The 20,221-nt window shown below is 44.4% G+C and carries 19 protein-coding genes and 1 rRNA gene; 11 read left to right on the top strand and 9 right to left on the bottom strand.

The window, feature by feature from the left end:
* Window positions 1–206: 206 nt before the first annotated feature.
* Both OIU26_RS20950 and OIU26_RS20945 read right to left on the bottom strand, forming a co-directional pair.
* Window positions 207–1,523 carry a glutamate-1-semialdehyde 2,1-aminomutase gene (locus tag OIU26_RS20950; protein ID WP_436449188.1) on the bottom strand — a complete coding sequence of 439 codons (1,317 nt, stop codon included), beginning with the start codon at window positions 1,521–1,523 and terminating at the stop codon, window positions 207–209.
* A gap of 82 nt (window positions 1,524–1,605) precedes the next feature.
* A complete protein-coding gene (locus OIU26_RS20945; protein ID WP_013369441.1) occupies window positions 1,606–2,727 on the bottom strand; it encodes an LCP family protein in 1,122 nt (373 codons plus the stop codon).
* A gap of 103 nt (window positions 2,728–2,830) precedes the next feature.
* Here OIU26_RS20945 and OIU26_RS20940 point away from each other — a divergent pair, with 103 nt between their 5' ends.
* The 4 genes from OIU26_RS20940 to bcp are packed head-to-tail and all read left to right on the top strand — an operon-like array spanning window position 2,831 to window position 5,970.
* Complete coding sequence (locus tag OIU26_RS20940; protein ID WP_264217902.1) at window positions 2,831–3,871, top strand: ATP-binding cassette domain-containing protein; 1,041 nt, start codon at window positions 2,831–2,833, stop codon at window positions 3,869–3,871.
* Entirely contained in the window at window positions 3,864–4,658 is a 795-nt protein-coding gene (locus OIU26_RS20935; protein WP_013369443.1) for an ABC transporter permease, read from the top strand. Before OIU26_RS20940 ends, OIU26_RS20935 begins: the two co-directional genes overlap by 8 nt.
* Before the next feature lie 4 nt (window positions 4,659–4,662).
* Window positions 4,663–5,451: an ABC transporter permease gene (locus tag OIU26_RS20930; protein WP_013369444.1), complete on the top strand. Its 789-nt coding sequence runs from the start codon at window positions 4,663–4,665 to the stop codon at window positions 5,449–5,451.
* Window positions 5,452–5,493: 42 nt separating this feature from the next.
* Window positions 5,494–5,970, top strand: a complete 477-nt coding sequence (bcp, locus tag OIU26_RS20925; RefSeq protein WP_013369445.1) for a thioredoxin-dependent thiol peroxidase — start codon at window positions 5,494–5,496, stop codon at window positions 5,968–5,970.
* Window positions 5,971–6,034: 64 nt separating this feature from the next.
* On the opposite strand, the gene OIU26_RS20920 is transcribed toward bcp, so the two are convergent.
* The 6 genes from OIU26_RS20920 to OIU26_RS20895 form a co-directional block, all read right to left on the bottom strand.
* Complete coding sequence (locus OIU26_RS20920; protein ID WP_165082867.1) at window positions 6,035–7,150, bottom strand: GerAB/ArcD/ProY family transporter; 1,116 nt, start codon at window positions 7,148–7,150, stop codon at window positions 6,035–6,037.
* Between the two features lie 15 nt (window positions 7,151–7,165).
* Window positions 7,166–7,402, bottom strand: a complete 237-nt coding sequence (locus tag OIU26_RS20915) for a hypothetical protein (RefSeq protein ID WP_013369447.1) — start codon at window positions 7,400–7,402, stop codon at window positions 7,166–7,168.
* Window positions 7,403–7,432: 30 nt separating this feature from the next.
* The gene (locus OIU26_RS20910; protein ID WP_165082865.1) at window positions 7,433–8,542 is read right to left on the bottom strand and encodes a GerAB/ArcD/ProY family transporter; all 1,110 of its coding nucleotides are present in this window, start codon (window positions 8,540–8,542) and stop codon (window positions 7,433–7,435) included.
* A 5-nt stretch (window positions 8,543–8,547) separates the two neighbouring features.
* A complete protein-coding gene (locus OIU26_RS20905) occupies window positions 8,548–9,756 on the bottom strand; it encodes a Ger(x)C family spore germination protein (RefSeq protein ID WP_013369449.1) in 1,209 nt (402 codons plus the stop codon).
* A complete protein-coding gene (locus OIU26_RS20900) occupies window positions 9,753–11,294 on the bottom strand; it encodes a spore germination protein (protein WP_264217901.1) in 1,542 nt (513 codons plus the stop codon). Before OIU26_RS20900 ends, OIU26_RS20905 begins: the two co-directional genes overlap by 4 nt.
* A 279-nt stretch (window positions 11,295–11,573) precedes the next feature.
* Window positions 11,574–12,230: a DedA family protein gene (locus OIU26_RS20895; protein WP_165082863.1), complete on the bottom strand. Its 657-nt coding sequence runs from the start codon at window positions 12,228–12,230 to the stop codon at window positions 11,574–11,576.
* Window positions 12,231–12,375: 145 nt separating this feature from the next.
* Here OIU26_RS20895 and guaA point away from each other — a divergent pair, with 145 nt between their 5' ends.
* Both guaA and OIU26_RS20885 read left to right on the top strand, forming a co-directional pair.
* Window positions 12,376–13,914, top strand: a complete 1,539-nt coding sequence (guaA, locus tag OIU26_RS20890; RefSeq protein WP_017428420.1) for a glutamine-hydrolyzing GMP synthase — start codon at window positions 12,376–12,378, stop codon at window positions 13,912–13,914.
* 466 nt (window positions 13,915–14,380) lie between these two features.
* Window positions 14,381–14,998, top strand: a complete 618-nt coding sequence (locus OIU26_RS20885) for a Type 1 glutamine amidotransferase-like domain-containing protein (protein ID WP_090736877.1) — start codon at window positions 14,381–14,383, stop codon at window positions 14,996–14,998.
* 99 nt (window positions 14,999–15,097) lie between these two features.
* On the opposite strand, the gene OIU26_RS20880 is transcribed toward OIU26_RS20885, so the two are convergent.
* The gene (locus OIU26_RS20880; protein ID WP_264217900.1) at window positions 15,098–16,228 is read right to left on the bottom strand and encodes a Gfo/Idh/MocA family protein; all 1,131 of its coding nucleotides are present in this window, start codon (window positions 16,226–16,228) and stop codon (window positions 15,098–15,100) included.
* A 129-nt stretch (window positions 16,229–16,357) separates the two neighbouring features.
* On the opposite strand from OIU26_RS20880, the gene OIU26_RS20875 reads away from it, so the two are divergent.
* The 5 genes from OIU26_RS20875 to OIU26_RS20855 all read left to right on the top strand — a co-directional run.
* A complete protein-coding gene (locus OIU26_RS20875) occupies window positions 16,358–17,203 on the top strand; it encodes a LysR family transcriptional regulator (protein WP_436449187.1) in 846 nt (281 codons plus the stop codon).
* Between the two features lie 144 nt (window positions 17,204–17,347).
* Window positions 17,348–17,818: a MarR family transcriptional regulator gene (locus OIU26_RS20870; RefSeq protein ID WP_264217898.1), complete on the top strand. Its 471-nt coding sequence runs from the start codon at window positions 17,348–17,350 to the stop codon at window positions 17,816–17,818.
* Between the two features lie 149 nt (window positions 17,819–17,967).
* On the top strand, window positions 17,968–18,108 hold the full coding sequence (locus OIU26_RS20865) for a hypothetical protein (RefSeq protein ID WP_230493830.1): 141 nt from the start codon (window positions 17,968–17,970) through the stop codon (window positions 18,106–18,108).
* A gap of 220 nt (window positions 18,109–18,328) precedes the next feature.
* Complete coding sequence (locus OIU26_RS20860) at window positions 18,329–19,699, top strand: NCS2 family permease (protein WP_013369458.1); 1,371 nt, start codon at window positions 18,329–18,331, stop codon at window positions 19,697–19,699.
* Between the two features lie 445 nt (window positions 19,700–20,144).
* A 16S ribosomal RNA gene (locus tag OIU26_RS20855) occupies window positions 20,145–20,221 on the top strand; the annotation flags it as partial.

Raw genomic sequence — 20,221 nt, 5'->3', positions numbered from 1 at the left:
ATAAACCTCCGTAATCATGATCTCAACTTGTGGTTCTCTCAATATAACGGGATAGCATAACCAGATACAATTCATAAAATCTGCAACTGTACGGGTACAGTTGTGAAATGAAAAAGAGCCAGAACGCATTCCCAGAGGTCGGATACCCGTCCCTAAGATTACTTCCAGCTCTCATCCTATTCATATTTTATCCCTTACTGCTCTGCTTATTTACCTTGTGACATCGCACGGAACGAATCGTCCGCCGCTTCCAGCGTGGCATCCACATCTTCGTCCGTATGCGCTGTTGTGAGGAACCAGGCTTCGAACTTGGATGGAGCCAGATGAATACCGCGATCCAGCATGTGGCGGAAGAAGGATGCGAACGCTTCGCTATCCGTATCCTGCGCCTGCGCGTAATTCGTGATCGGATGATCACAGAAATGCGTCGAGAACGCTCCACGAATGCGGTGGATCGTCAATGGCACGCCGTAACGATCAGCGGAAGACTGAATACCGTCCGTCAGTCTCACAGCCAGACGTTCCATCTCTTCATACACGCCTTCCCCTTGAAGAACTTCAAGGCAGGCGATGCCTGACGAGATCGAAGCCGGGTTGCCCGCCATTGTACCTGCCTGATAGGCTGGGCCGAGTGGGGCAACCTGCTCCATGATCTGCTTGCTGCCGCCGTATGCACCAATCGGCAGACCGCCGCCCATGATTTTGCCCAGTGCGGTCAAATCCGGCTGAATCGCATCATGGTTGTCCAAACCTGCATACGTTTGGGTTGAGCCGTAGTGGAAGCGGAAGGCGGTAATGACCTCGTCATAAATGACGAGGGAGCCATTCGCCCGCGCCATCGAGCACAGCCCTTCCAGATAACCTGGCTGCGGCATCACCATGCCGAAATTACCGACAATCGGCTCTACCATGACTGCCGCAACATCGTCGCTCCAGCGCTCCAAAGCTTGGCGCAACGCGTCAAGGTCATTGAATGGCACAGTAATGACCTCGCTCGCAATGTTGGTTGTAATGCCTGCGCTGTCAGGTATGCCCAGTGTAGAAGGGCCGGAGCCTGCGGCTACAAGTACCAGATCCGAGTGACCGTGGTAGCAGCCGGCAAATTTGATGATCTTGTTCCGCCCAGTATAGGCCCGTGCCACACGAATCGTCGTCATGACCGCTTCTGTGCCGGAATTCACAAACCGAACTTTATCCATAGAAGGAATGGCCTCTTTTAGCATCTTGGCCAGTTTGATTTCCAATGCCGTCGAGGTTCCATACAATACGCCATTCGCAGCCGCTTCGCTAATGGCCTTGGTAATATGGGGATGAGCATGTCCGGTAATAATAGGGCCGTAGGCCGCCAAATAGTCGATATACTTATTGCCATCCTCGTCCCAGAAATGAGCGCCTTGGGCGCGTTTCATGAATACTGGAGCGCCGCCGCCTACAGCTTTAAAGGAGCGTGAAGGGCTGTTAACGCCCCCGACAATATGCTCCAGGGCTTCTTTATATAATGCTTCGGAGTTATCCCGTTTCATCATCAAAACTTCCTTTCCGTTCATTAAAATAGGGTATACACACGCCAAAGGGCAGCGTTCACGGCTGCCCCTGCATACATCATTATAGCTCTTTTTGTCCTGTCTTTGTTGTTGATTGTGTGGAAGCATCCTCATTACTGGTTTTACTGCCCCCTGTAAAGGAAGCTTTATCCGTCTTGGAAGACGATGCACTATCTGGCTGTTTCGTTTCGTTCTGATCTTTATTTTGTTCCTGTGTTTGTGTGGGAGGATTATTAAATATATCCTGCACATATGATTTCAGTTCTTCGGGATCGCGGACGGTAAGAACTGCCGCGCCGCCCACATTTTCTTCTCCAAGCAGCTTCATCGGTGGAACCTGTTCGCTGCCTGCAAAGCTGCTTTGGTACCCTACATTCGCCAGCTTCCACATATCGTTAACACTGAGATTCGTATCAATGTACGGGTTAACCTGCTCTAAAATGCTTGGCAGATTAGCAATGGAAGTTGTGGTCTGCATTTTCTGGGCTACGGCCTCCAAAAATGCCCGTTGCCGTCCGGAACGGGAGAAGTCGGACATGGCATCATGGCGGAACCGCACATATTGAAGCGCCGTGTTGCCGTCCAGATGCTGCATACCCTTTTTCAAATCAATATCGTATTCATGCTTATCCGCATTACTTGTATAATGCATATCCTTTTCCACTTCAAAATCAATGCCGCCTACAGCGTCTACCAGTTTGATAAAGCCTTGGAAATCCGTATACACATAATATTGCACTGGGATGCCCAATAGATCGCCAGCCGTCTTCATGGCCGTATTGGGGCCATGAGTAATGGCAGTATTGATTCGATTTTTTCCGTAGCCGGGAATATCCACGTACGTATCACGCAAAATAGAGAACAAGTGGATTTTTTTCTTCACGGGGTCCAGTGATACGACCATCATGCTATCCGATCGGGGGACTTCCCCTTTCTGGATGCCACGGCCATCGACACCCATCAGCAAAATGTTGACCATATCGGTACCTTCCCACTTCGGCGGTTCTGGTGTACGAACCTGATCGACCTGCTTTACATTTTTGAAGGGGGAGTTAGCACCCTCTTTATGCAGATTATCCAGCTGATTATAAATGGATGTAAAATAGTACACGGCAAAGCCGACAATCGCGACGATTACCACGGCTAGAACCGACCATATCGTCCTTTTGGTTCTGCTTGTCATGGATGCTCTCCCTTTCGCTTTTCAGTTCATTACATTATAATTTCTTTTTGGAGCACAATCAATTTAACTATGGATTTTACAAATCCTGATTGAGAGGTATAGCATGCTAGCAATTGATGTGCAGGATCTGCGCAAAACATTTAAGGTTCAAAAAAACCGCGAGGGCTTAAAAGGTGCCTTCCTTGATTTATTCGCCCGCGAATACAACGAGGTGGCTGCGGTCAAAGATATATCCTTCCGTATTCCGCAAGGGGAAATATGCGGTTATATTGGTGAGAACGGGGCCGGAAAGTCCACCACGATTAAGATGTTGACAGGTATTCTCGTGCCAACCTCGGGACATCTCAAGGTGGGGGGATATGTCCCTTATGAGGACCGCGAGAAATTTGTAGGTAACATTGGCGTTGTTTTCGGTCAGCGCAGCCAGCTTTGGTGGGACATCGGTGTGATCGAGTCTTTTCAACTGCTGCGCAAAGTATATCAGGTTCCGGCCACAGACTTCAAACGTAGGCTGGATGAGCTGGTAGAGAGGCTGCAATTGCAGGATCTGCTAAGTCGCCCGGTACGCAAGCTTAGCCTTGGACAACGGATGCGTTGTGAGTTGGTAGCTGCTTTGCTGCACAATCCGTCCATTGTTTTTCTGGACGAGCCGACCATTGGACTTGATATTATGGTGAAGTCCGAAATTCGCGAGTTTTTGAAGGACATGAACCGTGAACACGGGACCACTATTTTGCTGACAACCCATGATTTGCAGGATATTGAAGCGCTGTGCTCGCGCGTCATTATGTTGGATGATGGGAATATCATTTATGATGGTGGACTGGATGATCTCAAGGATCGTTGGGGGACAGGAAGGGAAGTACGGTTTCAATTTGGTACGACGACACAGCTGGAGCAATTGCAGACATGGACAGCCGATATGCCGCTGACGTGGACCATGGATAACGATTTGGCTGCCAAGGTGTGGATTCCTCTTCATATTAATGTATCGGATGTACTAGCTAACGTAGTTGGTCGCACGGACATTACGGATATCAAAATCATTGAAACCAACACGGATGATATCGTCCGCAGTATCTATCAGTCTGGCTCGGCAGAACGCCAGGGCAATCCGATAGTGGAGGCCAAAGTTCATGCTTAGCGTATATACCGATTTTATTCGTATTCGATTTCTCACCATGCTTGCTTATCGTGTGAACTATTATTCAGGCATACTTATTTATTCCATGAATATTGGCGTGTATTATTTCACATACAAAGCGATATATGGTGATGCGGGTAGTATTGGAGGCTTTACTGCTGCTCAGATGACAACCTATGTAGCCGTATCGTGGATGGCAAGAGCCTTTTATTTTAACAATCTGGATCGCGAAATATCGACGGATATTCGGGATGGAAGCATTGCTATTCAGATGATCCGACCTTATAACTATGTACTTGTTAAGTTTATGCAGGGGCTCGGCGAGGGGATGTTTCGCTTCCTCTTGTTTATGATTCCGGGCATGGCGATTGCGATGCTGCTGTTTCCTGTGAAGCTTCCTAGTGACCCGGTAGCCTGGATTGGTTTTCTGGTCATGCTGTTTTTCAGCTTTCTGATTAATACTCAGATTAATATTATTACAGGATTGACGGCCTTTTTTATTGAAAATAATGAGGGCATGATGCGCATGAAGCGCGTAGTCGTAGACCTGTTCTCGGGGTTGATCTTGCCAATCAGTTTGTTTCCGGGCTGGCTGGCGACAGTTTCCCAATGGATGCCGTTTCAGGCAATTACTTATTTGCCGGGCTCTGTATTTACGGGACGTGTAAAAGGCGTTGGCATCTGGAATGTGCTAGGTATCCAAATCATTTGGCTGGTCGTTCTGCTCGTGCCGATGATCATCATTTGGCGGCTGGCGCGCAGACGTCTGTTCGTGCAGGGAGGGTAAGCCGATGATGTATTATTTGGGTCTCATTAGCGAATATTTGAAAAATTACATGAAATCACGGCTCACCTATCGTGCCGATTTTTGGGTAGAAGTCATTTCGGATCTGCTCTTTCAGGCCACGAATCTTATTTTTATTTTAGTTATTTTTATGCATACGAACAGCTTGGGTGGCTGGAGTGAAAGCGAAGTTGTGTTCGTTTACGGATTTTTTATGGTTCCTTATGGACTGTTCAGTTGTTTCGTTAACCTTTGGAATTTTAGCGAGCGTTATATTGTAAAAGGTGAACTTGACCGGGTAATGACCCGTCCTGCGTATAATCTGTTCCAGATTTTCCTTGAAAATGTGGACCCGCCCGCGCTGGTCGGCTCAGTGATCGGCCTGATTATTATGGGGATCAGCGGCGCACAGATGGATTTGGCTATGGAGTGGTGGTTCGTACCGGCGCTGATCGTTTTGAGTCTAAGTGCCGTGGCGATCTATACGGGTATATACACCATATTGACTTCTCTTTCATTCTTTTCGGATGCGCCCACAGGAATTATTCCGCTCATGTACAATATTCAGGGCTACGGACGTTATCCGGTAACGATCTATAACCGTGCCATTCAGGTTGTGCTGACTTGGATACTGCCTTTTGCTTTTGTCGGTGTATACCCGGCTTCCCTGTTCCTTCAACGAGAGGACATGCGCCATATGGCGCTCTTAACTCCTGTGATGGGAATTGTTTTTCTGACATTGGGCTTACTGGCTTGGAACTGGGGGATTCGGCGTTACCGGGGGGCTGGCTCATAGGGTGGATGATATAAGAACCCCTACAAGATAGGAGATGATAAGATGTCCACGACATTGACCGTTATTGGACAAGCTGCACCAGACTTTGAATTGCCTGGTAGTGAGGGCAAGAGTGTCAAGCTGTCGGATTATCGCGGCAGTAGAGTATTGTTGTATTTTTATCCCAAGGACTTAACCTCTAGCTGCTCGACCCAGGCTTGTGATTTTCGGGATAAACATGCGGAGTTTGAAGGTTTGAACACCGTGATTCTGGGCATAAGCCCCGATCCACTTAAGCAGCATGACAAGTTTATTGCCAAGTACGGTCTACCTTTTCAGTTGTTATCTGATGAAGAGCATCAGGTGGCTGAAACATATGGTGTATGGCAGCAAAAACAGATGTACGGCAAGCAGTACATGGGCATTGTTCGCTCTACGTTCCTTATTGATGAGAATGGCATTTTAGTTCATGAATGGCGCGGTTTAAGAGTAAAAGGGCATATTGATGCAGCACTGGCATACATTCAGGACATGGCATAAGTTATGAAAAAAACCTTTTGGAATCGGGCTATGCTTTTTAAGCTCGGTTTCAAAAGGTTTTTTGTTAATGTGTAGATATGTTTTGCCGCTGCTTCCACTTTCGCCGACAGAGGTAAACAACCCATAAAAGAAGCGGAATGAACAAGCCGTTCGTATAATGCCAGGCAGCCATAGGATAAACAAGAGTTCTTACATAATAAAACACATTTGGGGTTATCAAAATGGTCATACCAAACACAATCGCTCCAGCGGGTATGACGAATGGACGACTATTAGAAATTCGGAACAACTGGGGGGTTCCAAAAGTGAAGGCGTAGAAGAAAAGAACTCCCTTGAAATAGGCAGCCAGTGCCCAGGTTAAAGCAACAAGCGATTCAACGCGTGTAATATAATTCAGTTCATTAATTTTTGTCGTGAGTACAGAAGAAATGTATGGACTGTAATTAGTCACAAAGGGTCCAATCACAAGAAGGGAGAGCAGCAGAAACAGACTAATCACGATTCCGCCTATAAGGGAAGCGAGCAACATGTCCTTTTTAAAATGGGCTTTCTTGTTTACATAAGGAAAAACCATAAGCATAATGGACATTCCGGCAAAAGGCATTGCCACGCCTGGAACCATTCCTTTAGCAACAGGAGCCAGCCCATTTTCCAAAACAGGCCGTATATTAGAAAGCTGAACTTGTGGCAGGAGTGCAAGGATCAGACCAGAGAAAATTAATATATATGCTGGTAATAGCATCTCGCTAACCCGACCGAAAGCTTCAATTCCCATTAGCGCAGTAAGCACCATTAAGAATATTCCCATAGCGAGTAGAACACGCAGAGGGGTGTGTACTAATAACTGTGTAGTCAGAAAATCGCCTACCTCTCTCGCAATAAGAGCGGTGTTTATTAAAAAATAAAACAGATACCAGCAGGAGACAACGGTTCCTAACACGGGTCCCATAATTTTGCGAATCGCTTCAATAAGTGTAAGATTCGGGTGGAGTTCATGAACGCGAATAAGCACGTAAATAATAATTAAGCCCAGCGGGATGGACAGTATGGAGCTGATCCAGGCATCCTGAAGAGCAATATGTGTAATCATAGTCGGATAGATTAAGAGCATATCCCCGATTAAGCTCATAAACATCAGGACAGTCACTTGCCGAACGCTAATACGTGCTTTTTTTGACATGTGGCTGTCTCCTTTCTAAAAACCAAATATATGTGACACAAAAGCGTTAACAGGGTTGTAGATGATTTCAATCAGTACCAACGGGCTTGGCGTAACCTCTGACTTGGCGGCAAGGACACTAAGCCATGTGCCTATTCCGAGCATAATGATGTACACGAACATATCTTTAAAGCGATGTTTTCGATACAAGCCTGGCAAATCTTTGGCAGCAATGGCTAGACCGATACAGATAATAACAGTGGTGATCAGCACAGTGAAGGCTCCTTCCGTTAAGGGTGTGGATCAACTGGGTCCCAGGCTGTGGCGGCCTTTCGATCTTAACTTGTATACGATAAGCAGCAGCGAAGGAAGGACAATGGAATCCGTCAAATCCCAATAAATCCAGGCGTGGACGATCGTATCCAGATAATAAGTAATATTAGGCGCCGACACGATAATCAGACCAAACAGGATCATGAAGCTAGGACCAAGAAAGGTCCGAACATTATTTAATCGCAGTAGCTGAGTCATTCCTAAGGTAAAGGCATAGAAGTGTAAAATGGTTTTAACAAAGGTAGTGATAATCCAGGCAGTACTCATCATGGATTCAATTCTCTGTAAGAAATTTCCTATATTGATCTTTTTAGATAGCATATAAGAGGTGTACACGCTATGTTCGGTTACAAAAGGGCCTAGCACCAGGAGAGAAACTAGGAGTAGTACGCTTAACAGAATGCTGGCAGCAAGTCCTGAAAGTAAAACCGATTTTTTTAGACCCGGTTGTTTGTTCACATGGGGAAAAATCATGAGTAAAAAAGCTAGTTCACCGAATGGGTAAGAGAGCGCAAATAGGCTGCCCTCCATAATTTTAGGAATACCTTGCTCCATAATGGGCTTAAGCTGCTGACTGTCACATTGGGGAAGCAAGCATAGGATTAAAAACAAAGCAAAAGCCAAGCAAAATGGAAATAAGATTTGAGCCGTACGCGCAATTGGTTCCAATCCCATATACATGCCCCACATTAGCACAAGGATTAAAAGTAAATTGATCACGGGAAGAGGCGTCATCACATAGGTTTGGCTGTTCATAAAATCTCCGACTTCTCTTAAATAAATCGCTGAATTCATCATTAAATGGAACAAATACCATATTGAAATGAGGGCGCCTAGCCACGGACCCAAAATTCGCTCGCATAGCTGAACAAAGGTGAGATCAGGGTATAGCTGATGTACCCGCAGGAATAGCAGTAATACAGCCAGTCCTGCAGGGATGCTTAGGAATGAGCTGATCCAGGCATCCTGTTTGGATATGCTAGTAATGAGGGAGGGATATACCAATACACAGTCTCCGATAATACTCAAAAATACGAGTACGGCTATATTTGTAATGCTGATACGCCCTTTCTCCTCCACCAAGCTCACTCCTTCATTTCTTTTTGGAACGATTCAAACAAGGAACCAATTTTTTTGATCGTGGTCTTTGCTTTATATTCAATTTGTAAGTCCATAAATGGATTTTCTTTTTCTTCTTTTAGTCGTTTCCAAAGTTCAGGTTTGGACTGGTGGATCAGCTGACCAAAGCCGAAAATGTCTGACTTAAACTCACGTCGGACAGTCTCTACAGAATGCCTCAAAATTTCAACGATTTTTTCATTGCTTGCAGCTTCAATTTCTTTGATGTCAGCCATACTGCTTAACTTCATATGCTGGCAGTTGACCTCTCGTATTGTGCTGTCGTTGGTAACGGATATGGAGATAACAGGTTCTCCATCGCGAATGATCACTTTTCTTTGGGTTTCGCTGTTCAAGGTTAATAAGGCGATATTACCTCCTCCCTGACAGTCGACGTGTCCTGTAGTTGATTCCACTGTATTTCGAATGTAATTGAACCCTTTGCTGTCTTGTTCATTGATCCAGCCCAGCAAGCGGTCTTTTTTTAATACACCGATACCGGAGAACCTCAGTGTGGTTCCAGGAGATATGCTTTTAATGTCATCCACACCTTTTTCATTGGACGATTCTGTATCTCCCAAAGCTTCCAATGCGGGCAGAGTGGGCTGGATGTCAGGATTAGCCAAGTCGCTCAGCAGTTGATCCATGGTTACTTTGGTGGCAGGAGCCCATGTTTTAGTTAACGTATCCAATGAAGCAAACATTTTATTGGCCGGTAACTTTTCCAGTGGAGTGGGGATCTTTAACATCGTGGAAGCCTTGTTATTTTTGGCTATCGCAATATAAAAGTCACTTCTGGTAAAAGGCTCCCGCATCAAGGCTTCAATCGCATCAGAAATTCCTCTTCTCGCATACTCTTCACCTAAAATCAGCATACGAATATGAGATAAATAGATGATTCGCGGGCTTGTATCCGTCATTTTTTGAATAGCCTCTTGAATTGTGGGCGCAGTAGCCTCATAAGTAACGACGGGCGAGCCTGCACTTGGTGAAGATTTGGAAGCTACTGCCGAAGGAATGACCACCTGAGCCGTCACCTGATACTGGTCACCTTCCATATCCACTCCGATCCCAATAGCGATGCCCAGCTCGTTTAATTCTTTACGATCCCAGCAACCACCTAATAGTAATGCAATCAGTCCCCAGACGAAGAACAAATGTATGGTCTGTTTCATGGCTGATCCCTTCTGGTTTTCGATTTATTGCCAATCCGTCTTTTTTTCGTTTTTTGACGAATTGTATTTTGGATAGAGATGGATTGAGGCCGTGTCTTCATACGAGGCCAAGGTAGGCGAAACAGCGTATCTTTTATATCGCTTTCCACATAGGGACCAAACGGGCTCATATAAGATACTCCGAACGATCGCAGACTGGTTAAGTGCAACAAAAGTACGATTAACCCCATCAATATTCCCAGAAGTCCAAAGGCTGCCGCTAGCATCATTAAGGCGAAGCGAACAATACGAACCGCAATGGAAAGACCGTTTTCCGGAATAACATAGCTGGAGATCGCTGTGATTGATACAACAATAACCATAGCCGCCGAGACCACTCCTGCATCCACGGCTGCTTGTCCAATGACCAGTGTACCTACAATGGATACGGCTTGCCCGACGGTCTTCGGAATTCGAACTCCTGCTTCACGCAAAATTTCATAAGTTATTTCCATGAGCATCGCCTCGACAAAAGCCGGAAACGGTACGCCTTCTCTTTGTGCAGCGAGACTGACCAATAAGTTTGTAGGAATCATCTCTTGATGAAAGGTAGTTACCGCAATATAAACAGCGGGTGCCAGCATTGCGATAAAAAAGGAAAAGAAACGCAGCAAACGCAGCAACGTACTGATGTCAGCACGCTGGTAATAATCCTCTGCCGACTGGAAAAATTGAACGAACAATGCAGGTATCAGCAGAACAAATGGTGTTCCGTCCACCAAAATAGCAATTCGCCCTTCCAGAAGGCTGCCAGCGACTGAATCCGGACGCTCGCTGTTATAAATGGTGGGAAACAGGGTATAGGTTTCATCCTGAATTTCCTCCTCGATGTAACCCCCTTCCAAAATTCCGTCAATATCAATTCGGTCCAAACGTTCTCTCAGTTCCTGAATAACCCCTTCGTCAGCAATTCCTTTGACATACATCACGGCTACATTGGTATGAGTCACTTGACCGATCTGTCTTGTTTCCATCCACAGTCGCGGATCGCGGATTCGCCTACGAATTAGAGCTGTATTGGTACGTAAATTTTCAGTAAAACCCTCCATGGAACCCCGTACAACGGTTTGGGATTGGGGTTCGCTGACATTGCGATCCTCCCAACCGACCGCATCAATCCATATGCCCTTTGCGTATCCGTCCAGCAAAATGATAATACCGCCGGATAGCATCTGGTTGAATAAGGCATCCATTTCATCCACACTACCCGAGTTACCTGCAATCAAAATTTGATCCTTCAAATAGTCGAATGGTTCTGTGCCCTCCGGTACATGATGTTCGTTTACGCGCATTAATGAACGCAGGACGGAATCATGAAGTAATTGAGTGTTGACCAGACCATCGATATAAAACAGAGCTGCTGGCCATTTCTGCATCCATAGTAGCTCTTTAATGATTACATCTCCGCTGTTTCCAAAGGAGCTCTCGATATGATTTACATTATCTTTCAAGTTAGAGGATACATGAGTAAGTGGACAACTTTTATTCGGATTCGGCATACGTAAAATCCTCCGATATTGGAGTTTGTTGGCTTAGTATGCTCTGAAAATATGAATTTATGCTTGACCCCATTGTATTTACAGGGTCGATTGTTGGGTATGCTGACGACGTAGAGCCAAGGTATCATCGGATTGTCTATGTTTGGAGTAAGGGGAGCGCCCGAAATGATGGAGCCGCGAATGGTGGGCTCGGCTGGAAGAGCGGGGGATGTAGTAATACCTTTCGTGATTTCGATATATTATGCAAGGGCCTGTAGTCATAAGGCGGCAGGAGTGTGACTATTCCGTGTCATCCTTGTTGCTGGTTTTTACCGATTTTTTGGATTTGTATAGCGATCCAAACAGGAAGCTTCTCCACCGATATATAAAATACAGCAGGATGATGAACCCAACGACAGCTGCGATTCGTAGTGCGTATAGCTCAACCAAATGGAACATGGCATCCCATTGCGGACCAAACAGCTTGCCAATGCTTAGAAAGAGGACGACCCAGAATAAAGCACCGCTGTAAGCATACAAGACAAATTTACGAAAAGAAAGAGCTATAATTCCAGCAAAATAGCCTGTAAAATGCCGGACACCTGGAATGAAATATCCAAGGAAAATAAGCCAGTATCCATAACGTTGAAACCACTTTTGTGTTTTCTGAAGCTTGTCCGGCGATAACAAAACCCATTTGCCGTACTTCTGAATAAAGGGGAGTCCAGCCCATTTTCCGATAAAGTAGGTAATGGTCATACCGATGGTTGTGCCCAAAAACGCTAGCAGCACCAACTTGCTGAAATCCAGGGTACCGGCATAGGAGAGATATCCCGCATAAGCCATCGTGGTTTCCCCGGGAAAAGGCAAGGCAATAAATTCCAGCAGCAAGCCGAAAAAAAGGACGCCGTATCCATATTCTTCGAACAATTGCGCGATCCACTTCAGCACATCCATTGTGTACACTCCTACGGACAGATTAAGTAATTTAGAATCAATTTATTTTATCAATCTTTTCATGACCACTCAACTATGGTTGATTTCTTGACGTGTTGTTTTATCGTTGCGTATAATGAAACGAACAATTGAGGGAGGCACGGTAATGAATAAGCCTAATGAAATCGTTGTAGTTCTCGATTTTGGAGGACAATACAACCAGTTAATTGCAAGAAGAATTCGGGATCTCGGCGTATATAGCGAGCTCCTTCCATACAATACGCCTGCGGAGAAGCTGAGAGAGCTGGCGCCGAAAGGGATTGTTTTCTCAGGCGGACCTTCCAGCGTATATACAGACAATGCTCCTCAGGTGGATCGGGCAATTTATGATCTTGGCATCCCTATCTTTGGTATTTGTTATGGTATGCAGTTGATGGCTCATCAACTGGACGGTAAGGTAGAACGTGCGGGCAAGCGTGAATATGGCAAAGCAGACGTGCAATTCAATGAGGATGCCCGTTTGACTAAAGGGCTGGATTCCCGTCAAACCGTGTGGATGAGCCATGGCGATCACGTTACAGATCTGCCAACCGGCTTTACACTGGATGCAGGTACAGAGAGTGCGCCGATTGCCGCGATGAGTAATCTGGAACGGAATCTGTATGCAGTACAATTCCATCCAGAGGTACGTCATTCTGTTCAAGGTAATGAGATGATTAGCAACTTCCTGTATGAAGTGTGCGGCTGTGAAGGCAACTGGACCATGGAATCGTTCATTGAAGAGCAAATTCGTGAAATCCGTCAGCAAGTAGGCGACAAGAAAGTACTGTGCGCTTTAAGTGGCGGCGTAGATTCTTCCGTTGTAGCCATGCTTATTCACAGAGCGATCGGCGACCAACTGACATGTATGTTCATTGATCACGGACTGCTGCGCAAGGGTGAAGCCGAAAGTGTAATGGAGACGTTCGTTGGTAAATTTGATATGAAAGTTGTCAAAATTGATGCACGTGAGCGTTTCCTGTCCAAACTGGCAGGAGTGGATGATCCGGAACAAAAACGTAAAATCATCGGTAACGAGTTTATTTACGTCTTTGAAGAAGAATCAGCTAAATTCGATGATTTTGACTTCCTGGCACAAGGCACGTTGTACACAGATATTGTAGAGAGCGGAACAGCAACGGCGCAAACCATCAAGTCGCACCATAACGTAGGCGGTTTACCAGAAGACATGAAATTCAAACTGATTGAGCCACTGAATGCTTTGTTCAAGGATGAAGTGCGTAAAGTCGGCGAAGAATGCGGACTTCCGGCCGAAATTGTATGGCGTCAGCCATTCCCAGGTCCGGGTCTTGCCATCCGTGTATTGGGCGAAGTAACAGAGGACAAGCTCAAGATTGTACGTGATTCTGACTTTATTTTGCGCGAGGAGATTGCCAAAGCGGGTCTGGATCGGGAAATTTGGCAATACTTCACCGCTCTGCCGAATATGAAGAGCGTTGGCGTTATGGGCGATGCCCGTACGTATTCCTACACTGTAGGTATTCGCGCAGTAACCTCGATCGACGGCATGACCGCTGACTGGGCACGTATCCCTTGGGACGTATTGGAGAAAATCTCCGTTCGTATCGTCAACGAAGTGGACAACGTCAATCGTATCGTGTACGACGTAACGTCCAAACCACCAGCAACAATCGAGTGGGAATAAGCGTGGAGACTCCCGTATCTTAACCACGAACCCTTTGAGATTCACCAATACAACATCAGGCTCCTCCGCATCGGCGAACTATCGCTATGCGGTTGGAGTCTTTTTTACGGGGGCAAGGTCGAATCTTTGCTCGGGAAAGTTTACTACACGGCAACCTCAATTGGGTTTTAGCTAAAGGCGAATAGTATTGCCTCATGCTACGAAGATATAAATTCATTTGTTGTTACAAAACGGAATATGAAGACTGAAAAAAGGAGATATTATTCAATGGTAATGTCTCCTTTTTTTATATGATTTTATTTGCTTTAAGCTATAGATAGCTTAAAGCAAGTATGGAATTAAACGTTTATTTTTTCATGTCATCCTCTAATGGTGTCATGTTTTGATACTAATATATTTTATAATTTATCTAGATTAAAGTGTTACATATCCCTTCATTAAACGCTATTCTAAGGAGAATAAAGACATGAGAAAATTATTTTTGTCGTCCTCATTTAAGGATGTTGCACCATGCTTAGTCCATTTCGCCGATGAAAACTTGGAAGGAAAAAAAGTCACTTTCATCCCAACCGCAAGTATTCCAGAGAAAGTTAAGTTTTATGTGAATACAGGGAAAAAAGCATTAGAGAATTTAGGATTAGTCGTGGATGAAATCGAAATCAGCACAGCAACATTGAATGAAATAGAAAGTAAAATTAGAGAAAATGACTATATTTATATTACCGGAGGCAACACATTTTATTTACTTCAAGAGCTAAGAAGAAGCGGGGCTGACAAAATCATTGCTGAAGAAGTTAATGCAGGGAAGTTGTATATAGGCGAATCGGCAGGTTCGATGATTTTATCATCGAATATCGAGTATGTCCGACTTATGGACAATGTGCAGGAGGCGTCTGCTTTGGATTCTTTTGCTGCGCTCGGAATAATTGAATTCTATCCAGTCCCCCACCATACGAACATCCCGTTTAAAAAAGCGGTGGAGAACATCATTGAGGAATATGGCAGCCAATTAAATTTATATCCAATCAGCAACGCGGAATTTATTTTGGTTGAAGGTGATAGTATAAAAGTCGAGAATGCATGACTTTATTAAATAAAGGAGAATTTCAACTGATTAATATTATAAAGAACCTTCAATTCCACATCTATCTTGATATTGAAGGTTCTTTTTTATAAATCTACCTTACCATACGATCTTTTTCCCAGTTGCAGCCGATTCCTCAATGCGGTCCAGTAGCTGATGCAGCTTTAGTGCATGGTTGAAATCGGGGGCGAGACGGGTGCCCGTCAAAATATCCTCGGCAAATACATGATGGGCCTTGGCTACATTCAGGGTTACTCCTTCTTTGGGAAAGTCTAAGCAGCTATCAGGTTCAGCTGCTATGCGTATGGGTTCAAAAAAGCCATTAGGAATATAACTTTGATGACTTCCCTGATCATATACAAGTTTTACAAGCGTCAGATTCCCAAATTGAACATGTCCAAGCGAAGGATTCTGGCTCAAACGCAAACTGCCCTTTTTCCCCTGAATCTCTAGCTCAAACTTAGAATTCACCCCGCCCTGAATGTGAACCGATACCGGAGTTCCTTTTTCCAACAGCCCGTGAATCAGAATTTGATCGGCTGTATCCTTGGCAATGATTTCACCCGTTTCCTGAATAATGGCTTCGTTATAACGGGATGCTGTGACAGCCGACAGCTCGCGGAATTCACCAACGATGTATTGCAGTGCATCCAAAGAATGTCCCCCGTTAATGGTTAGTAGGTTGGCACCACTGGCTCTATTCAGCAAGTATGCCGTATCCTGATCTGTTCGTCCTCCTTTGCCAGAAGTAGCTACTTGCATATGACAGGATACAATTTCACCAATTGTCCCGTCTTCCACCAGCTTTTTCATTGTTTGAACCTCAAAATCCTGCCGTGCCTGCAAGCCGACGGTATGATGAATGCCCGCCAGTTCCGCCGCCTTAGCCATTTCAGCAGCTTCCGCAGTGTTGGCTCCCAGAGGCCACTCACAAAAAATATGCTTCCCCTCTTGAATAGCCGCCATTACGGCCTCGTTATGATGGGGAACTTTTACGCTCACCACGACCATGTCCACTTCCTTGGAAGCTGCGAGCTTTTTCGCATCGTCAAAAGCTAATGACGCCCCCACGCCTTTTGCACTTTTTCGTGCACTCTCCATACGGGAAGTGCCGATGGCTGTAATATCCAAATTCGGGTGCTTGAGTAAAGCCGGAATATGCGTTTGGCTGGCCCATTTGTTATTCATTGAACCACCTACGATACCTGCACGAATCTTCTGTTGAACCATGTGCCATCCCTCCTGTTTTTAAAATGTGGGTAGTAAATACCGCTCAAGCCCAATATAATACACTTAACTCATAAAGAATAATGTTTGTTAATGATATAGATATCATTTTATTTGATGGGAGATGAAATGGTGGATATTCAGAATATGCAGGCATTTGTTTCAGTGGCGGAACTTAGAAGTCTAACAGAAGCTGCCCAGAAGCTGAATCATCTGCAATCGAATATGACGGCTAAAATAAAGAAGCTGGAGGCCTATTACGGCACAGCGTTATTTAACCGAAAGCCTCGTGGTATGGAACTGACACCCGCAGGCGAAATTCTATATACTCAGTACAAGCAAATTTTACTGCTATGGCAAGACACGGAGATGAAAATGAGACCCCAGGAGGAAAAATTGCGTGTCGGCACAATGCAGTCCATTGTAGCAGGCGAAACAACAAGGGCGCTAACGAAGGTATATGAGATGTACCCGCAGGCTTCGGTGACATTAAAAACCGGAATTACCACCGAAATGGAGCAATTCATCCTCGACGGCGAGCTTGATATTGCTTTTGTTACAGGATATCCTACCAACCCATATATTCATTATCAAAAAATATGCCGTGAAGAGCTTGTGCTGGTGGGGAAAGGTATACACGAGGGCTCGGATCTTCAACAGGTATTGCAAGGAGCTTCTATTATCATATTGTCGGATAGCTGCTTGTACCTCACGCATTTAGAGAAGATGTATCAGGGCATGCAATTGACCCATGGCGAGGTTGTCGAGGTTGGAATATTTGATACGATGGTAGAATTCGCTCTGATGGGAATGGGAATTACCCTTATGTCCAAAAAGCTGGCGCGACAATTTAAAGTAACGTCTTATTTACCGGTTCCTTCAATTTTTGGCTACATGGATACATATTTAATATCCCGTCCCAATCACAAAATGACAGCAATTGAACATAAATTTATCGAAATCAATAATACGATCTAATAGAGTAGGAAAGACATCGAATGACCTTAACTATAAATTCTAGAATGCGGCTATTCGTTTAGCTTGAGCATTTTTTTATGATTGTAAGATTTGTATATAGACTTGTCTCAGGACTTGTTTATTTTTAGTGAGGGTGTATAATGCTTGATGAATCAATTGATGGGTCAAGTATTAGGAGGAGGGTTTGTCATCAAACATTGCTCTGAAAAAAGCCAGTTATTTTATCGAATGCATCTTTTGTGTAAAGAAATGAATAACGCTTTTGAAACACAGCTAAAAACCAGCTTCACCAAGGTCGAAATTTTGTATCATATTGATCATCGTCAGGAACTAAGTCAGCTGGAGCTTCAACATCTGCTCGTTCTGGATGGTGCAGCAGTGACCCGGCATCTGAAAAGGCTGGAGGAGGAAGGTCTGATTTTACGAAGTAAAAAAGAGCAGGATAAGCGTATAACCTATATACGTTTAACCGAATTAGGAATTCAAGAGCTGCAAGTTTTGACAGAGCAAAGACAAGCTTTTCAGGAAAAGCTCCTCTATAAGTTTGCAGATGAGGAAATTGTGGCTTTAACAGATGCACTACAGCGTATGTCTAGCAATGTGAAGAATATGTGAAATGTGCGAGGACAAATGATTTTGGAGGCCACTCGATGAAGATTTTAGAAGAATATTTTTATTACTACGATTTAGCAAAAGATAATATCAAGTAAGTAGAGAACGATTAATCAGCTGAAGAAGCTGATACCTATCAAACTAGATGGGCAGTGTGCGGTAAAAAGGCAACAGGCGAAGTTTATACACTTACTGGAGTGGACAAAGCCCGACTGGATGCAGAAGGGAAGATCGTTTATCTGGAAAATATACCGGATACAGCTGATGCTTTTGATAAGTACAAAAATATCTGATTATTCTAAATGATAACTCGCCAGCTGTATAATAGCTCGCGGGTTATCTGTTTTCCGAACAATACATATGTTTTTAATTTGTAACATTCGTTTTTTCTGTTGACAAGCCGTAGGCGAGAGCCTAAAATAACGGATGTAATATAGCGCATATAAAGGCGAATATTACAGCAAGTGAACGACAACAATACGAGTATGCTTTGCGTAGGAGGAATTACGACTCATGGAGCGTTTCTTTAAATTAAAGGAACATGGCACAAACGTCCGCACCGAGATTATTGCGGGGATTACTACTTTTATGACCATGGCTTATATCCTAGTGGTCAACAATACCTTTTTGGGACCAACTGGAGCGGGGATGCCTAGTGAAGCTGTTTTCTTTGCAACAGCAGTAGGTGCAGGTTTAGTTACCATTCTGATGGGCTTGTTTGTAAATGTGCCCATCGGTATGGCGCCAGGGATGGGCTTGAATGCTTACTTTATGACTGTAGTCTTGAGTTCTAATGGGATGATTACTTGGCAAGCGGCACTTGGCGCTGTATTTATATCCGGTATCGTCTTTCTGATTTTAACCGTTACCCGGGTAAGACAGATGTTGCTTGTTGCAGTTCCGGAAAATTTAAAAACTGCTATTACAGTTGGTATTGGCTTGTTTATCACAATTGTTGGTTTCAAGCTTTGTAATCTGGTTATGGTGAGTATTGTTCCAGGGACAGATGTTGGTCAACCGGTTCCGGGTCATGCTTTTAATTTGGTTCTGGGTAGTCTGGTACATCAAAAGGATGCGTTGCTGGCGCTAATCGGGTTACTCATTATCGCAGCGTTGATGGTCGTTCGGGTCAAAGGCGCATTGCTGATTGGAATCGTAGCTACTACTTTAATCGGTATTCCGATGGGTGTAACGGATCTGAGTAGCTTGACAACAGGGCACTGGATTCCAAATTTCAGCAATTTGGCAGTAGGTCAGTTAGACCTGAAAGCAGCTTTGCATATTGGTCTGTTTGATATTATTTTCATCTTCACATTTGTAGAGTTGTTTGATACCTTCGGTACGCTGGTAGGTACAGCTACACGCGCAGGCATAATGAAAGATAAGAAAAAAGGCGAGAAAATTATCGGTAAAGCGATGCTGGTAGATGCTGTTGGCGTAAGTACTGGTGCAGTATTGGGTACAAGTACAATTACAGCATTTGTAGAAAGCTCTGCAGGGGTAGAAGAAGGTGGACGTACAGGTCTCACTGCTGTAACGACAGGCGTTCTGTTCTTGTTGGCCCTCTTTATTGCGCCGCTGGCTCTGGTTGTGCCTTCTGCGGCTACTGCTCCGGCTTTGATTATCGTTGGGGTGTTGATGATGAGTCAGGTTCGCAATATTGATTGGGATAACTTCCTGTTGGCATTCCCAGCGTTTCTGACCATCGTTTTGATGCCTTTTACAGGTGGAATTGCGAATGGTATTTCTGCTGGTATTCTGTCTTACGTTGTGCTGGCAGTGTTCAGTAATCTGTTTACCAGCAATAAAGTTAAAATTCACTGGCTTATGTGGGTGCTTGCTATTATTGTAGTAATCCGCTTTGCCTTTATGGGCTCCGAATAATTCAGTAGATATAAAATACAGAACCTCTTTCCTGTTGTTTAAAAGGGAGGAGGTTCTTTTTTAGTTTACCACGAGTAAAAACAAAACAAGTAATATATGAAAGAAAACGATTGATAAATATGTGTTGTGAAATTTTATATAAATAATACTTGCAAACTAAAATTACATATGGTATATTCTAATTCCGGCCAAGAAACACAAGGTTGTGAGCGAATCTTTCAAAAAAAGATTTTGAAAAAAATGCTTGCAAAGTTGGTTCGGAAGTGATATGATATAAGAGTTGATGAGGCGATGAGCTGATTCAAAAAAGAAGTGTTTGATCTTTGAAAACTGAACAACGAGTGAGTAAACTGATTTTGTTCGCAAAATCAACAATGAGATATTTTATCTCGTCAGTTTCAACATGAGCTAATCGCTCTTTCGATAAACCAACTTCGGTTGGTCTTTAATGGAGAGTTTGATCCTGGCTCAGGACGAACGCTGGCGGCGTGCCTAATACATGCAAGTCGAGCGGGGTTATTT

Source organism: Paenibacillus sp. BT-177 (assembly GCF_025846815.2).
Classification (GTDB): domain Bacteria; phylum Bacillota; class Bacilli; order Paenibacillales; family Paenibacillaceae; genus Paenibacillus; species Paenibacillus polymyxa_C.
Note: the sequence above shows the minus strand (reverse complement) of the source record. Positions and strands in the feature narration are given on the sequence as shown.

Bases quoted from the DNA above. Each gene is read 5' to 3' on its own strand.
- OIU26_RS20950 (WP_436449188.1), bottom strand. From the start codon at position 1,523: ATGAAACGGGATAACTCCGAAGCATTATATAAAGAAGCCCTGGAGCAT.
- OIU26_RS20945 (WP_013369441.1), bottom strand. From the start codon at position 2,727: ATGACAAGCAGAACCAAAAGGACGATATGGTCGGTTCTAGCCGTGGTA.
- OIU26_RS20940 (WP_264217902.1), top strand. From the start codon at position 2,831: ATGCTAGCAATTGATGTGCAGGATCTGCGCAAAACATTTAAGGTTCAA.
- OIU26_RS20935 (WP_013369443.1), top strand. From the start codon at position 3,864: ATGCTTAGCGTATATACCGATTTTATTCGTATTCGATTTCTCACCATG.
- OIU26_RS20930 (WP_013369444.1), top strand. From the start codon at position 4,663: ATGATGTATTATTTGGGTCTCATTAGCGAATATTTGAAAAATTACATG.
- bcp (WP_013369445.1), top strand. From the start codon at position 5,494: ATGTCCACGACATTGACCGTTATTGGACAAGCTGCACCAGACTTTGAA.
- OIU26_RS20920 (WP_165082867.1), bottom strand. From the start codon at position 7,150: ATGTCAAAAAAAGCACGTATTAGCGTTCGGCAAGTGACTGTCCTGATG.
- OIU26_RS20905 (WP_013369449.1), bottom strand. From the start codon at position 9,756: ATGAAACAGACCATACATTTGTTCTTCGTCTGGGGACTGATTGCATTA.
- OIU26_RS20900 (WP_264217901.1), bottom strand. From the start codon at position 11,294: ATGCCGAATCCGAATAAAAGTTGTCCACTTACTCATGTATCCTCTAAC.
- OIU26_RS20895 (WP_165082863.1), bottom strand. From the start codon at position 12,230: ATGGATGTGCTGAAGTGGATCGCGCAATTGTTCGAAGAATATGGATAC.
- guaA (WP_017428420.1), top strand. From the start codon at position 12,376: ATGAATAAGCCTAATGAAATCGTTGTAGTTCTCGATTTTGGAGGACAA.
- OIU26_RS20885 (WP_090736877.1), top strand. From the start codon at position 14,381: ATGAGAAAATTATTTTTGTCGTCCTCATTTAAGGATGTTGCACCATGC.
- OIU26_RS20880 (WP_264217900.1), bottom strand. From the start codon at position 16,228: ATGGTTCAACAGAAGATTCGTGCAGGTATCGTAGGTGGTTCAATGAAT.
- OIU26_RS20860 (WP_013369458.1), top strand. From the start codon at position 18,329: ATGGAGCGTTTCTTTAAATTAAAGGAACATGGCACAAACGTCCGCACC.